15 protein-coding genes are annotated in these 13,760 nt (G+C 74.4%); 6 read left to right on the forward strand and 9 right to left on the reverse strand.

What is annotated here, in order from left to right:
* Positions 1-83 precede the first annotated feature (83 nt).
* Genes FB474_RS12035 through rimP form a run of 3 tightly spaced genes read right to left on the reverse strand, consistent with a single transcriptional unit; the run spans position 84 to position 2,025 of the window.
* Positions 84-452, reverse strand: coding sequence for a YlxR family protein (locus tag FB474_RS12035; protein WP_141788867.1), 369 nt, complete (start codon positions 450-452; stop codon positions 84-86).
* Between the two features lie 8 nt (positions 453-460).
* A complete protein-coding gene (gene nusA / locus FB474_RS12040) occupies positions 461-1,498 on the reverse strand; it encodes a transcription termination factor NusA (RefSeq protein ID WP_141788868.1) in 1,038 nt (345 codons plus the stop codon).
* Positions 1,498-2,025, reverse strand: coding sequence for a ribosome maturation factor RimP (gene rimP / locus FB474_RS12045; protein WP_141788869.1), 528 nt, complete (start codon positions 2,023-2,025; stop codon positions 1,498-1,500). The genes nusA and rimP overlap by 1 nt, the downstream gene beginning before the upstream one ends.
* Before the next feature lie 144 nt (positions 2,026-2,169).
* On the opposite strand from rimP, the gene FB474_RS12050 reads away from it, so the two are divergent.
* Positions 2,170-3,144, forward strand: coding sequence for a DUF4439 domain-containing protein (locus tag FB474_RS12050; protein WP_185746146.1), 975 nt, complete (start codon positions 2,170-2,172; stop codon positions 3,142-3,144).
* A complete protein-coding gene (locus tag FB474_RS12055) occupies positions 3,141-4,061 on the forward strand; it encodes an aminoglycoside phosphotransferase family protein (protein WP_141788871.1) in 921 nt (306 codons plus the stop codon). Before FB474_RS12050 ends, FB474_RS12055 begins: the two co-directional genes overlap by 4 nt.
* Here FB474_RS12055 and FB474_RS12060 read toward each other — a convergent pair.
* The 4 genes from FB474_RS12060 to FB474_RS12075 form a co-directional block, all read right to left on the reverse strand.
* On the reverse strand, positions 4,058-5,062 hold the full coding sequence (locus tag FB474_RS12060; RefSeq protein ID WP_141788872.1) for a DUF2891 family protein: 1,005 nt from the start codon (positions 5,060-5,062) through the stop codon (positions 4,058-4,060). The two genes, FB474_RS12055 and FB474_RS12060, sit on opposite strands and share 4 nt — an antisense overlap.
* Complete coding sequence (locus tag FB474_RS12065) at positions 5,059-6,033, reverse strand: DUF979 domain-containing protein (RefSeq protein WP_141788873.1); 975 nt, start codon at positions 6,031-6,033, stop codon at positions 5,059-5,061. The genes FB474_RS12060 and FB474_RS12065 overlap by 4 nt, the downstream gene beginning before the upstream one ends.
* Positions 6,030-6,749, reverse strand: coding sequence for a DUF969 domain-containing protein (locus FB474_RS12070; protein ID WP_141788874.1), 720 nt, complete (start codon positions 6,747-6,749; stop codon positions 6,030-6,032). Before FB474_RS12070 ends, FB474_RS12065 begins: the two co-directional genes overlap by 4 nt.
* A 115-nt stretch (positions 6,750-6,864) precedes the next feature.
* The gene (locus tag FB474_RS12075; RefSeq protein WP_141788875.1) at positions 6,865-7,569 is read right to left on the reverse strand and encodes a GntR family transcriptional regulator; all 705 of its coding nucleotides are present in this window, start codon (positions 7,567-7,569) and stop codon (positions 6,865-6,867) included.
* 57 nt (positions 7,570-7,626) lie between these two features.
* Here FB474_RS12075 and FB474_RS12080 point away from each other — a divergent pair, with 57 nt between their 5' ends.
* The 3 genes from FB474_RS12080 to FB474_RS12090 are packed head-to-tail and all read left to right on the forward strand — an operon-like array spanning position 7,627 to position 9,906.
* On the forward strand, positions 7,627-8,400 hold the full coding sequence (locus tag FB474_RS12080; protein ID WP_141788876.1) for a LamB/YcsF family protein: 774 nt from the start codon (positions 7,627-7,629) through the stop codon (positions 8,398-8,400).
* Between the two features lies 1 nt (position 8,401).
* The gene (locus FB474_RS12085) at positions 8,402-9,022 is read left to right on the forward strand and encodes a 5-oxoprolinase subunit B family protein (protein ID WP_141788877.1); all 621 of its coding nucleotides are present in this window, start codon (positions 8,402-8,404) and stop codon (positions 9,020-9,022) included.
* Positions 9,019-9,906, forward strand: a complete 888-nt coding sequence (locus tag FB474_RS12090; protein WP_141788878.1) for a 5-oxoprolinase subunit C family protein — start codon at positions 9,019-9,021, stop codon at positions 9,904-9,906. Before FB474_RS12085 ends, FB474_RS12090 begins: the two co-directional genes overlap by 4 nt.
* 23 nt (positions 9,907-9,929) lie before the next feature.
* On the opposite strand, the gene FB474_RS12095 is transcribed toward FB474_RS12090, so the two are convergent.
* A complete protein-coding gene (locus FB474_RS12095; RefSeq protein WP_141788879.1) occupies positions 9,930-10,616 on the reverse strand; it encodes a response regulator in 687 nt (228 codons plus the stop codon).
* The gene (locus tag FB474_RS12100; RefSeq protein WP_246092154.1) at positions 10,613-12,202 is read right to left on the reverse strand and encodes a sensor histidine kinase; all 1,590 of its coding nucleotides are present in this window, start codon (positions 12,200-12,202) and stop codon (positions 10,613-10,615) included. Before FB474_RS12100 ends, FB474_RS12095 begins: the two co-directional genes overlap by 4 nt.
* Before the next feature lie 145 nt (positions 12,203-12,347).
* Between FB474_RS12100 and FB474_RS12105 the strand changes: the two genes are divergently transcribed.
* Complete coding sequence (locus FB474_RS12105) at positions 12,348-13,715, forward strand: cation:dicarboxylate symporter family transporter (RefSeq protein ID WP_141788880.1); 1,368 nt, start codon at positions 12,348-12,350, stop codon at positions 13,713-13,715.
* Positions 13,716-13,760: the final 45 nt, after the last annotated feature.

The following is a 13,760-nucleotide window of genomic DNA, read 5'->3' on the forward strand; positions in this document are numbered from 1 at the left end:
CATCGAGACATCGACAGGCGCGGACCGTCGTTAAAGCTGGGGGGTGCTCATCGGTGAGTACTCATCGGGTGCTCATCAGCGTCTTACCCGCTTTCGGTTGCATGTTCCGACGGCTCCTGGGAGCCGCCGACGACGGCCTGCTGCTCCTCGAGCACGTGCGCCCTGACGCGGGAGGTGTCCAGCGGGGCCTTGACGCGCAAGGCCCTCGCGAACGCCCTGCGTCGCACGGCGAGCTCGAGACATTCGGGTGTCGGGTGCAGCCATGCGCCACGCCCGGGCAGCCGACGTCGGGGATCAGGATGGGCAACGAGCTGGTGCTCCTGCTCATTCCACACCGCGACGACTCGCAGCAGTGACGACCGGTCGTCGCGGGAACGGCAGCCCACACACGTGCGTGCCGTGGAGTGGGATCGCCGCACACGGACGTCTTGCGTCCGATCGGTCTGGACCACTCTACCGCCTAACGCCCGTCCTCCGCGCCAGCCGCCTCAGGCGTCACACTCGCCCCGGCCGCCGGGGCGGTGTCGGAGCGGATGTCGATGCGCCACCCGGTCAGCTTGGCGGCCAGGCGGGCGTTCTGCCCCTCCTTGCCGATGGCGAGGGAGAGCTGGTAGTCGGGCACGACCACGCGGGCCGAGCGCAGCGTCGGGTCGACGATCTCGACCGACTGCACGCGCGAGGGTGACAGCGCCGCGGCGACGAACTCCTGCGGGTCGGCCGAGTAGTCGACGATGTCGATCTTCTCGCCGTGCAGCTCGGTCATGACCGCGCGCACCCGGGCGCCCATCGGGCCGATGCAGGCGCCCTTGGCGTTGACGCCGGGCACCTTGGAGTGGACGGCGATCTTGGTGCGGTGACCGGCCTCGCGGGCCAGCGCCGCGATCTCGACGGTGCCGTCCGCGATCTCGGGCACCTCGAGGGCGAACAGCTTGCGCACCAGGTTGGGGTGGGTGCGCGACAGCCCGATCTGCGGGCCGCGCGGGCCGCGCTTGACGCTGACGACGTAGCAGCGCAGCCGCTCGCCGTGGACGTAGCGCTCCCCCGGCACCTGCTCGGCCAGCGGGAGGATGCCCTCCACGGTGCCGAAGTCGACCAGCACGTTGCGCGGGTCGCTGCTCTGCTGGATCACGCCCGCGACGACGTCGCCCTCACGGCCGCGGAAGTCCCCGAGGATCGCCTCGTCCTCGATGTCACGCAGCCGCTGGACGATGACCTGCCGCGCTGTCGAGGCGGCGATCCGGCCGAAGCCCTCGGGGGTGTCGTCGAACTCGGGCCCGGGCTCGCCGCGGGTGCCGTCCTCGGCGACCTCGCCCTCCTCGCGCGCCCACACCACGACGTGGCCGGTCTTGCGGTCGAGCTCCACGCGGGCGAGGCGGTAGGCGCCCTCGGTGCGGTGGTAGGCCACGAGCATCGCCTGCTCGATGGCGGGGATGATCACGGCCAGGGAGATGTCGCGCTCCCGCTCCAGCGCACGCAGCGCCGCCAGGTCGATGTCCATCAGTCGTCCTCCTCATCAGCGCCGCGGGTGAACTCCACCTGCACCAGGGCGCGCGCTATCTCGGCAAAGGCAAGCGTGTGGTCCATGGCCGGGGCGCCCTTGGCTCCGTCCACGGACAGGGTGATCCCCTCGGGGCCGGCCGCGACGAGTCGCCCGGTCAGCACCGTGTCGTCGGTCCCGGTGACCTTGACCAGGCGGCCGACGTTGCGGCGGAAGTGCCGCGGCTCGGTGAGCGGCCGCTCGACGCCCGGGGAGGTGACCTCGAGGACGTAGGGCTGGGAACCCATCGCGTCGCTCTCGTCCAGCGCGGCGCTCACCGCACGGGTCGCGTCCGCGACCTCGTCGAGGGTGAGCGGCGGGACGGGGCTGCGATCGTCGTCGGCCGCGAGGCCGGACAGGTCTCGGTCGAGGTAGACCCGCACGAGCCGGCGCTTGCCGGCCGGCGTCACGGCGACGTCCTCGATCACGAGCCCGAGCGCGTGCAGCGGCGCCTCGATCGTGGGGCGAATCCGGTCCTTGGTGCTCAATGCCGCCTCCGCTCCCAGTGTTCTCGAGTCGTCCGACACGCGCGAGTCACCCACGCACGGCCGTCCGTGACCACACTCTATCCGCTACGCGACCGGACGCATGCCGCCGGAGGGCGCCCGGCGCCCCATGCCATGATCGGGCGCATGCCGGGGAGGGACCGTATGCCGCGTGCCTGGTCGCGACGCAGCGTCCTGGTCGCGCTGGGGGTCGCCTCCGCCACGGCGCTCACCGGGTGCGGAGTGCGCCTGGAGGACCACCCCGGCTCGCTGCCGTTCGCACCCGAGCGCAAGCCCGCGCCGGACGAGCGGACCCTCCTGGCGGCCCTGGCCGACACCCGGTCGCTGGAGCAGGCCGCCGCTGCCGCGGGGGCGGCCGCCGGGCCGTGGCCGGCCCGGCTCGCCCCCGCCCACCACCAGCAGGCCGCCGTCCTGGAGCAGGTGCTGCGCCAGGCGGGGGTGCCCGTGCCCGCCGCGGCCCCGACGACTGGCGGCCCGTCCGGGACCGGCTCCCCCACCACCTCGACCACGGCTGCCGGCCAGGCCCGGGCCGGCCTGGCCGCCCAGGAGCTGGTGGCCGTGCAGACGCCGGCGCTGATCACCCTGGCGGGGGTGGGCGCGGAGCACGTGGCGCTGCTCGCCGCGCTGGCCGCCCACCACGGGGCGGCCGCGACGCTGCTCGGCGGGTCCGCGCAGTGGCCCGAGCCCAGCGCCCCCACCGGCAGCCCGGCCGCCCGGCTGCTGGCAGCCACCCGCTCCGCGGCGTACGGCTTCGAGGTGGCGCAGGCCCAGGGCGACCACGCCACGGCGGCGCTGGCGGCCGTGACCCTGGCCCGGCTGCGGCACCGCGAGACCGAGCTGGTGACGCTGGCCGGGGACGCCGCGACACCGCCCGCGCTCGGCTACCAGCTACCGTTCCCGGTGACGACACCCACCAGCGCCCGGCGCCTGGCCCGCGGGCTCGTGGCCGGGCTCCTGTCCGCCAAGGCGGCCGAGCTGCGCGGCGCCGCGGGCAACGAGCAGGCCCTCACCGGCCTGGTGCGCTGGCTGGCCGAGACCGCGGTGCTCGGCACCCGATGGGGCTCGCCACTCCCGGCCTTCCCCGGCCTGAGCGCGCCGTGAGCGAGCTGGTCCCCGAGACCTTCCGCTCGGCCATGGCCGGCCGCGCCGCCGAGGGCGACGGGGCCGGCGGGCCGGGCGAGGACGGCGACCGGTGGCTGCGCCGGCTGCCCCGGCTGGTCGCCGAGCTCCTGGAGCAGTGGCAGCTGGAGCCGGACGGCCCGAGCCGGCACGGGGTCTGCGCCCTGGTCGTCCCGGTGCGCCAGGGCGGCGCCGAGGCCGTGCTGAAGGTGGCCTGGCCCCACGACGAGGCCCGGTACGAGCACCTGGCCCTGCGGGCGTGGGACGGCGACGGCGCGGTCCGCCTGCTGGCCGCCGACCCGGCCCGGTGGGGCCTGCTGCTCGAGCGGCTCGACGCCGACCGCGACCTGCACACCCGCCCGCTGGACGAAGCCTGCGCGGTCGCCGGCGGCCTGCTCGCCCACCTCGACCGGCCCGCCCTGCCGCAGCTGCCCCGCCTCTCGGACTGGGCGCGGAACCTGGTGGCCCAGCTCCCCAGCGGACCGGAGGGCATCCCCCGCCGGTTCGTGGAGCAGGCCAGGTCGCTGGCCACCGACCTGGCCCGGGAGCCCGCCACCGACGCCCGGCTGGTGCACACCGACCTGCACTACGCCAACGTGCTCGCCGCCGCGCGCACGCCCTGGCTGGCGATCGACCCCAAGCCCATGGCTGCCGACCCGGGGTTTGCCGTGGCACCGCTGCTGTGGAACCGCTGGGACGAGGTGGTCGCCAGCCACGACGCGCACCGGCACCTGCGCCGTCGCCTGTCGGTCGTGTGCGAGCACGCCGGCCTCGACGAGGACCGCACCCGCGCGTGGACGCTGGTCCGTGAGCTCGCCCAGGCGCGGTGGGCGGCCCGCTGCGGCGACCCGGCGGAACTGACCACAGCGGTGACGATCATCAAGGCCATGGCCGACTAGCCCGGTCGCGCCCCCTCGGCCAGCAGGGCGAAGGAGACGAGCCAGTGCGTGGACATGAAGTCCCCGTCGATGATCTCCTCCCCGACCGCCTTCGCCTGAGTGTCGGCGGCGGCCAGCAGCCGGCTGCGCCGGTCCGCGTCCGCGACCAGCGGGGCGAGCTCGCGCAGCTGCCAGGCACGGGAGAGGGACAGCCCGAAGAGGTGCACCATCTGGCCGTCGGTCCGGTCGCGCACCTCCGGCACGGTCAGGAGCGGGTCATCGGCGGCCCCCAGCCCGGGCAGGAAGGCCTCCAGCCACGCCGACCTCTCCCCCGCGGGAAGCACGCGACGCATGAGGTCGGCCTCGCACAGCGCCGGCGAGAGGAAGTCGTTGCCGCTGGGCTCCCAGGACACGGGGTATGCCGTGTCCGCACCGAACCAGCCGCCGGCCGCGGCGCTGAGCGCGGCCACGACGTCGTCTCGGCCCAGCGCGGCGTACGCCTCGTGCATCAGCGCGCACCCGAACGCGGTGTTGCTGTGCACGCCGTGCCGGACGGGGTGGGTCAGCCGGGGCAGCCACGCGAGGACGAGGTCCGCGACCGCGTCGGCCAGCGGCGCGGTCGCCCGCACCCACGTGGCGGCGTGCGGGTGCGGGCAGCCACGCGTGGCGGCGGCCAGCATGGCCGCCCACGCCCAGCCGTACGGGCGCTCGAACGACGGGCGCTGCCGCAGGTAGGCAGCCTCCGCCGCACCGGCGTCGGGGGTCAGCCGGCTGTCGAGGACCGCGGCCAGCGCGTCGGCGGTGCCCGGGTCGAGCGGTCCGCCCGCCCCGGAGAGCAGCCGCACCGCCGACCACTGCATGTGCGCCGAGGAGTGCCAGTCCAGGCTGCCGTGGAACGCCGGGTGCAGCCGCTGAGGGGTGACGTCCACGTCGTCCGACCCCAGCGAGCTGTGCGCGGCGTTGTAGGGCCACGAGGTGCCCAGGACGCGCAGGATCGTCTGCGCCCAGTCGCCGGCGCTCATCGCGGGAAGGCGAAGACGGCCATGACCGCCACGTTGCACGCCAGCAGCGGGATCGCCGTCGGCACCTGTGCCTTGATCGGGCCGTAGGTGTCCTTGAGCTCCAGCAGCGCGGCGGGCACGAGGTTGAAGTTCGCCGCCATGGGCGTGCACAGCGTGCCGCAGAAGCCGGCCAGCATGCCGACCGCGAAGACCACCGCCGGCTGGCCGTGGAACTGCTGGACCAGCAGCGGCCAGCCGACCGCCGCGGTCATCACCGGGAACGCGGCGAAGGCGTTGCCCATGACCATGGTGAACAGCGCCATGCCCACGCAGTAGACGATGACGGCGGCGATGAGCGAGCCCTTGGGCAGGATGCCGTCGGTGATGCCCTTGACGGCGTCGCCGACACCGGCCGCCTGGAACAGCAGGCCCAGGGTGGCGAGGAACTGCGGCAGGATCGCCGCCCAGCCGATGTGCCCGAGCAGGCGGTCGCCCTCCTGGAACGGCACGGCGACCGAGCCGGGGCGGAACATCAGCATCGCGACCACGAGGGCGACCACAGCGGCCACGCCGAGGCCGATGACCGTGGCCGAGCCCTTCTCCAGCAACAGCCCGTCGCCGTGCTTGACCTTGGCCAGCCAGGCGCCGAACACCACCGCCACCGCCGGGACCACGAGGGCCGGGATGAACAGCTTCGGCCCGAACCGGGTGGCCAGCTGCTCGCGCTCGGCGTCGCTCGTGGTCCGCTCGGTCCCCTTGCGGGGCAGGCCGAAGCCGGCCAGGACGGCGAGGCCGATCACGGCCAGGCCCTCGACCCAGGCGGGTCCGGCCCCCGCGGTGACGGCACTGCCGTAGACGAAGGTGAACGCCAGGAGCGCCCAGAACGCCGCACTGGCGTGCCGCCGCGGCGCCTCCCGGTCGGTGAGCCGCACGACCGCGACCACGAGGAAGAACGCGGCGACCAGCCAGTAGAACCACTCGACCTTGATCATCGGCCGGCTCCCGTCGTCACGGCCTCGGCGTCGTCGGCGGGGGCGCCCGCCCCGGCCAGGCGTCCCAGGCTGCGGTCCAGCCAGAGCATCCGGGCGCCGTGGATGAGCAGCGCGCAGATGGCGGTGGGGATGGCCCACAGCGCGACCTGCAGCGCGTCGAGCTTGAGGTGGTAGGTCGTGTCGACGAAGCCGGTGATCAGCAGGATCGACCCGACCGCGACGAAGATGTCCTCCCCGAAGAACAGGCCCACGGTGTCCGCGGACGCGGCATACGAGCGGATCTTCTCCCGCATCGGCTCGCTGAGCGGGCCGTGGCGGCGTTCCGCGGCGGCCTCCGACATCGGCGCGACGATCGGCCGGACCGCCTGGGCCGGGCCACCCACGGCCATCAGGCCCAGGGCGGCGGTGCCCTGCCGCACCAGCAGGTAGGCGGCGAGCAGCCGGCCCACGGTCAGGCCGGCGAGCCGCGAGATCATCCGGCGGGCCTGGTGCTGCAGGCCGTAGCGCTCGATCAGGCCGATCACCGGCAGGACCACGATGAAGACGGTCACCGAGCGGGAGCCGGCGAAGCCGGTGCCGAAGGTGTCCAGGATCTTCATCGGGGTCATGCCGGAGATGAGTCCGGCCACGATGCCGGCGACGGTGACCACGAGCATCGCGTTGAGTCTGAGGGCGAAGCCGACGATGACGACGGCTACCGCGAGCAGCACCCACATGGGCAGCACCTCGGGTTTCGGGTCGGGGGCGGGGCGCCCGCGAACGGGCACCCGGGGATGGCCCGTCACCCTAGAAGTCGTTCAACAATCGCCACAAGGGGAAACTCGACATTTCTCATGATTCGGAGAAATGGGACGCATAGACCTCCAGCAGGTGCGCCTCCGAGCCGAGCAGGTACTCCTCCAGCGCCACCGCCGCCCGGACCACCTCCCCGGCCGCCACCAGGTCGGCGATGCGCGCGTTGGCCTCCACGTAGCGCCCGTGCACCGAGCGGGGGTCGGCGACCACCACGAACAGCAGCCTCATCTCGGTGAGGATCGTGCGCAGCGTCCGGTCGAGCACCTCGTTGCCCGCCAGCGCGGCGAGGGCGAGGTGGAACCGCCCGTTCGCGGTGCCGACGGCCTCGTAGTCGCCGCGCCGCGCGGCTTCCCGACCCTCTTCGGCTGCCTCCTCGACCTGCGTCACGGCCATCGACCAGCGGCGTTCCGCCGCACGCCGGGAGCCCGGGTCCATCGTGGGGACGCCCCCGCGGGTCACGGCCGCCTCCCGCACGGCACCGACCTCGAGCAGCCTGCGGGTCTGGTAGAGCTGGCGCGCCTCCTCCAGCGAGAGCCGGCGCACGAAGACCCCGCGGTTGGGCCGGTGCTCCACGACGTGCTCGTGCCCGAGCAGCCGGAACGCCTCCCGCAGGGTGTTGCGGCTGACCTGCAGGCGGGTGACCAGGCCGGCCTCGTCGAGGCGCTGGCCGGGTCGCAGCTCACCTTCGAGCACGGCGGCGCGCAAGCGGTCCGCGGCACGGGACGCGGCGGAGTCAGCCATCTCAGCTCCTGGGGTCGCACCTTGACACCATCACAGGTTGTTGAACAATCTGGCGACATGGTGGACCAGAGAAGCGTGGATCTCAACGCCGACGTCGGCGAGTCGTTCGGCCGGTGGGAGCTCGGTGACGACGACGCCCTGCTGCACCTGGTCACCTCGGCCAACGTCGCCTGCGGCTTCCACGCCGGCGACCCGGCGACCCTGGTGGCCACGTGCTCGACCGCCGCCGAGCGCGGGGTGGCCGTGGGCGCGCAGGTGGGCTACGCCGACCTCGGCGGCTTCGGCCGGCGGTTCATCGACATGGCGCCCGAGGAGCTCTACGCCGACGTCCTCTACCAGCTCGGCGCCCTCGACGGCATCGCGCGCAGCCACGGGACGGCCGTCTCCTACGTCAAGCCGCACGGTGCCCTCTACAACGCCGTCGTGCACCACGAGGAGCAGGCGGCCGCCGTGGTCCGGGCGGTCGCTGCCTACGACCCGGCGCTGCCGCTGCTCGGCCTGCCCGGCTCGGTCCTGCTCGCCGCGGCCGCCGGGCGCGGGCTGCGCACCGTGCGCGAGGCGTTCGCCGACCGCGCCTACACCCCCGCCGGCACCCTCGTCTCCCGCCGGGAGCCCGGTGCGGTGATCCACGACCCCGACGTCGTCGCCGAGCGCGTGGTGCGCATGGTCACCGTCGGCGAGGTCGAGGCGGTCGACGGCTCCGTGGTCACCCTGGAGGTCGACTCCGTGTGCGTCCACGGCGACTCCCCCGGCGCGGTCACCATCGCCCGGGCCGTCCGCGAACGCCTCGACGCCGCCGGCGTGACCGTCCGCGCGTTCACCGGCGGCTGAGGTGCGCTTCCTGCCGTGCGGCCTCGGCGCCGTCCTCGTCGAGCTCGACGACGCCGCGACGCGCCGCCGCCTCGACGCGGCCCTGCGTGCCCAGCCGCTCCACGGTGTGCGCGAGCACGTGCCCGCCGCCCGCACCGTGCTGCTCGTGCTCGAGCCCGGAGCCGACGCCCGGGCAGTCACGGCCCGGGTCCGGTCGCTGCCCCTGGCCGAGGACACCGGCGCCGCCGACGAGGCCGAGCCGATCGAGGTGCCGGTGCGCTACGACGGGGAGGACCTCGAGGAGGTGGCGGCCACGCTCGGGATGTCGCCCGCAGAGGTGGTCACCCGGCATACCGGGCAGGTCTGGACCGTCGAGTTCTGTGGATTCGCGCCGGGATTCGGCTACCTGACAGGTGAGGCCGGCGACCTCGTCGTCCCCCGGCGGCACGACCCACGGCCGCGCATCCCGGCCGGCGCGGTGGCGCTGGCCGACCAGTACACCGGCGTCTACCCCCGCTCCTCCCCCGGCGGCTGGCAGCTCATCGGCACCACCTCCATGGCGATGTGGGACACCGCGCGCCCGACGCCCGCCCTGCTCGCGCCCGGCACCCGGGTGCGCTTCGTCGACGAGTCCCGCGCATGAGCCGCCATGCCCTGACCGTCGAGCGCGTCGGCCCGCTGGCCCTGCTGCAGGACCTCGGCCGGCCCGGGCACGCCCACCTCGGCGTCAGCCCCAGTGGCGCCGCCGACCGCGGGTCGCTGCGCACCGCGAACCGCCTCGTCGGCAACGCCGACGGCGCCCTGGCCGTCGAGGTGCTCGCCGGCGGCCTGGCCCTGCGCGCGTCCGCCGACGTCACGGTCGCAATCACCGGGGCCCCGCTGCCGGTCCAGGTGGACGGGCGCGCGGTGGAGTTCTGCGCCCCCGCCTTCGTCCCGGCGGGGTCACTGCTGCGCCTCGGTATGCCGGCCACGGGCCTGCGCAGCTACCTCGCCGTCCGTGGCGGGCTGGCGGCGGAGCAGGTTTTCGGCAGCGCCAGCCGCGACACCCTCTCCGGCATCGGGCCGGAGCCGCTGGCCGTGGGCTCGGCGCTGCACGTCGCGGACGCCGATCCCGTTGCGGCGCTGCGCAGCTCGGACGTGCCGCGGCTGCACGGCGCCAGCCCGGGCGGCCTCGTGGTCCGCGCTGTGCCCGGTCCGCGCGACGACTGGTTCGGGCCGGTCGGCGCCCGCGCCCTGACCGGCGTCAGCTGGACGGTCGCCGGAGACAGCGACCGGGTCGGCGTGCGCCTGTCGGGACCGGTGCTGGAGCGGCACCGGCACGAGGAGCTGGCCAGCGAGGGCGTGCTGCGCGGGGCGGTGCAGGTCCCGCCGTCCGGCCAGCCCCTGGTGTTCCTGGCCGACCACCCGACGACCGGCGGCTACCCCGTGGTGGCCGTGGTGGTCGAGGAGGACTGCGACCTGCTGGCCCAGGCCCGCCCGGGCGAGGGTGTCCGGGTCGAGCTGGTGCGCGGGCCCGAGCTCGGCTGATCGACACCCCCCGGGCCGACGAATCAGCCGCCACCCCAGCGGTACTCCACCTCGGGACGCCCCGGCCCGGCGTAGCGCGACCGGCGCAGCGCGAGACCGCTGTCGCCGAGGTGCTCCAGGTAGCGTCGGGCTGTCACCCGCGACATGCCCAGGCGCTCGGCGACCTCGCTGGCCGACGCCCCGGAGGGCGACTCCCGCAGCACCCGCGCCACCTCGGCCAGCGACTCCTCGGCGATCCCCTTGGGCAGGTGGGCCGGGCCACCTGCGCGCAGCCCGCCGAGCATCTGGTCGAGGTCGTGCTCCGTGGCCAGCGAGCCGGCCGTGTCGACCTGGGTGCGGTAGTCCTTGTAGCGCTCGAGCCGCTCACGCAACGAGGCGAACGCGAACGGCTTGAGCAGGTACTGCACCACGCCCATCGAGACGGCGCTCCGCACCGTCGGCAGGTCACGCGCTGACGTGACCGCGATGACGTCCGCCCGGTGCCCGGCAGCCCGCATGGCGCGGACGACGTCCAGCCCGGCGATGTCGGGCAGGTGCATGTCGAGCAGCACGAGGTCGACCGGCCGGTCGCCCAGCACCTGCAACGCCGCCTGGCCGGTCCGCGCGGTGCCCACCACGACGAACCCCGGCACGCGGAGGACGTAGGCGGTGTGGGCGTCGGCGGCCACCTGCTCGTCCTCGACCACCAGCACCCGCAGGTCTCCACTCATGCGTCCTCCCCCACCCTCGCCGGGAGCCGCACGACGAACGTCGCCCCGGGCGGTCCCTCCACCGACAGCGTGCCCCCGAGGCGCAGCACGGACTGCCGGACGAGCGCCAGGCCCAGACCACGGCCGCCGGGGCCGCCCCCGGCCTTGGTCGACCAGCCGCGGGCGAAGGCGCGCTCGAGGTCCTCCGGCGGCAGGCCGGGCCCGGTGTCACTGACGCTGAGCACCGCGCAGCCGTCCTGCCAGTCCGTGGCCACCCGGACGCGACGCGCGCCCGGCTGCCCGGTGACCGCCTCGAGTGCGTTGTCGACGAGGTTGCCGACGATGGTCACCAGGTCCCGCGAGGGGACCACGCCCTCGGGCAGGCCGCTGCCCTGGACCGCCAGCTCGATGCCCCGCTCGCTGGCCTGTGCGGCCTTGCCGAGCAGCAGCGCCGCGAGCGCGGGCTCCTGGACCGAGGCGACCACCTCGTCGGTGAGCCGCTGCGACACGGCCAGCTCGCCGGTCGCGAACGTCAGCGCCTCGTCGGCGCGGCCGAGCTCGATCAGCGACACGACGGTGTGCAGCCGGTTGGCCGACTCGTGGGCCTGCGAGCGCAGCGCCTCGGCCAACCCCCGGGCGGAGTCCAGCTCGCCGGTGAGCGCCTCCAGGTCGGTGCGGTCGCGCAGGGTCGTCACCGTGCCGAGGTCCCGTCCCTGCCAGCTGGCGCGGGCCTGGTTGAGCACCAGCACGCGGGCGTCGGTGACGTGCAGCTCGTCCTCGCGCGCCTCCCCCGAGGCCAGGGTCGCGGTCAGGCTCGGCGCCAGCCCCGCCTCCGTGACCGGTCGACCGACGACCGACTCGGGCAGCGAGAGCAGCCGCCGCGCCTCGTCGTTGACCAGGCGCACCCTTCCGGCACCGTCGATCAGCAGCAGTCCCTCGCGCACCGAGTGCAGCACGGCGTCGTAATACTCGGCCATCTCCTGCAGCTCGGCCGCCCCCAGCCCTCCGGTCTGCCGGCGCAGCCGGCGGGCGACCAGCCAGCTGCCCGTGCCGAAGAGCACCGCGGCCAGGGCTGCCGCGCCGAGCAGCTCGGGCAGCTGGGAGGCGACGGCGGCCGCGACCGCCGTCTGGCGGATGCCGACCGACACCAGGCCGGTGACCGCGCCGGTGCCGTCACGCACCGGCACCACCGCGCGGACCGACGGACCCAGCGTGCCGGTGTAGGTCTCGGTGAGGTCGTACCCCGCGGCCGCGGCGGCGATGTGCCCGATGAACTGGCGCCCGATCTGCCGCGGGTCCGGGTGCGTCCACCGCCGCCCGGTGGGGCTCATCACGACGACGAAGTCGGTGGCGGTCGAGCGTCGCACCTGCTCGGCCAGCGGCTGCAGCGTGCTGGTGGGGTCGGCGGTGCCCACCGCCTGCTCGACGAGCGGGGTGGCCGCGACGGTGTGCGCCACGGCGAGCACCCGGGACGTCGCCTGCTGCTCGCTGGCGTGACGGGCCTGCACGTAGGCCCCGCCCAGCCCGCCGGCGAGGACGAGCACGGCCACGAGCACCTGGGCGGCGAAGATCTGGCCGGCCAGGCTCCACCGCCGCGGGTTGGTCACGGCGCGGCCGGAGCGCGGCCCGCGACCCGGGCCACGAACTCAATGAACACAACGGTGACCCTAGCCACCGACCCTGCGCACCCTCGACCCCGACACGTCCGACCCCGGTGGCCACACGGCATACCGGGTCTGCCCGGGAGGAAGCATGTCCAGCACCCCCTCAGCGCCGACCGCGCCGGTCACCGGCCGGCGGCGCGACCGCACCCACTGGCTCTACGTCGCGGTCATCGTCGCCGTGGTCCTCGGCGTGCTCGTCGGGCTCGTGGCCCCCGACTTCGCGGTGGGCCTGAAGCCGATCGGCACCGGCTTCGTGAACCTCGTCAAGATGATGATCACCCCGGTCATCTTCTGCACCATCGTGCTCGGGGTCGGCTCGATCCGGAAGGCGACCCAGGTCGGCAAGGTCGGCGGCCTGGCGATCGGCTACTTCCTGGTGATGTCGACCGTCGCGCTCGCGATCGGCCTGGTCGTCGGCAACCTCATCCACCCCGGGTCGGGGCTGCACCTGACCAAGGCGCTGGCTGCGACCGGGCAGAAGCAGGTCAGCGGCGAGGCCGGCACCACCACCGACTTCGTCCTCGGGATCATCCCGACCACGCTGTTCTCCTCGCTCACCGAGGGCCAGGTGCTGCAGGCGCTGTTCGTCGCCCTGCTGGTGGGCTTCGCGATCCAGTCCCTCGGCGCGAAGGGAGCCCCCGCCCTCGCGGCGATCGAGAGCCTGCAGAAGGTCGTCTTCCGGGTGCTCGCGATGGTCATGTGGGCCGCCCCGGTGGGCGCGTTCGGCGCGATGGCCGCCCTCGTCGGCGCGACCGGCGCCAAGGCCCTGGTCTCCCTGGCCCAGGTCATGCTCGGCTTCTACGCCACCTGCGCGATCTTCGTCATCGTGGTGCTGGGCACCTTGCTGCGCCTGGTCGCCGGCGTCTCGATCTTCCGGCTGCTGCGCTACCTCGGCCGCGAGTTCCTGCTGATCCTGTCCACGTCCTCCTCGGAGACGGCGCTGCCGCGGCTGATCGCCAAGATGGAGCACCTCGGCATCTCGCGGCCGGTCGTCGGGATCACCGTGCCGACCGGCTACTCCTTCAACCTCGACGGCACCGCGATCTACCTGACCATGGCCTCGCTGTTCGTCGCCGACGCGCTCGGCAAGCCGATGTCGATCGGCGAGCAGGTCTCGCTGCTGGTCTTCATGGTCATCGCCTCCAAGGGCGCGGCCGGTGTCACCGGCGCCGGCCTGGCCACGCTCGCCGGTGGCCTGCAGTCGCACCGCCCCGACCTGGTCGACGGCGTCGGGATCATCGTCGGCATCGACCGCTTCATGTCCGAGGCGCGGGCGCTGACCAACTTCGCCGGCAACGCGGTGGCCACGGTGCTCATCGGCACGTGGACCGGTGAGATCGACAAGGGCCGCACCGAGGAGGTGCTCAGCGGCCTGGTCCCGTTCGACGAGACCGCCGCCGACGACCACGGAGGTGGCCCGGAGCCCGACCGCGAGCGCGAGCTCACGACCGTCTGAACCGCCACGGCGGGTATCCCGCGCCCCTCACCGGGGGCGCGGCAT

This window comes from Oryzihumus leptocrescens (assembly GCF_006716205.1).
Taxonomy (GTDB): Bacteria; Actinomycetota; Actinomycetes; order Actinomycetales; family Dermatophilaceae; genus Oryzihumus; species Oryzihumus leptocrescens.

Excerpts from the sequence above, each read along its gene's own strand:
- nusA (WP_141788868.1), bottom strand. The coding sequence starts at position 1,498 with ATGGACATCGACCTGGCGGCGCTGCGTGCGCTGGAGCGGGAGCGCGAC.
- FB474_RS12050 (WP_185746146.1), top strand. The coding sequence starts at position 2,170 with ATGCCGGGGAGGGACCGTATGCCGCGTGCCTGGTCGCGACGCAGCGTC.
- FB474_RS12060 (WP_141788872.1), bottom strand. The coding sequence starts at position 5,062 with ATGAGCGCCGGCGACTGGGCGCAGACGATCCTGCGCGTCCTGGGCACC.
- FB474_RS12065 (WP_141788873.1), bottom strand. The coding sequence starts at position 6,033 with ATGATCAAGGTCGAGTGGTTCTACTGGCTGGTCGCCGCGTTCTTCCTC.
- FB474_RS12070 (WP_141788874.1), bottom strand. The coding sequence starts at position 6,749 with ATGTGGGTGCTGCTCGCGGTAGCCGTCGTCATCGTCGGCTTCGCCCTC.
- FB474_RS12075 (WP_141788875.1), bottom strand. The coding sequence starts at position 7,569 with ATGGCTGACTCCGCCGCGTCCCGTGCCGCGGACCGCTTGCGCGCCGCC.
- FB474_RS12080 (WP_141788876.1), top strand. The coding sequence starts at position 7,627 with ATGGTGGACCAGAGAAGCGTGGATCTCAACGCCGACGTCGGCGAGTCG.
- FB474_RS12090 (WP_141788878.1), top strand. The coding sequence starts at position 9,019 with ATGAGCCGCCATGCCCTGACCGTCGAGCGCGTCGGCCCGCTGGCCCTG.
- FB474_RS12095 (WP_141788879.1), bottom strand. The coding sequence starts at position 10,616 with ATGAGTGGAGACCTGCGGGTGCTGGTGGTCGAGGACGAGCAGGTGGCC.
- FB474_RS12105 (WP_141788880.1), top strand. The coding sequence starts at position 12,348 with ATGTCCAGCACCCCCTCAGCGCCGACCGCGCCGGTCACCGGCCGGCGG.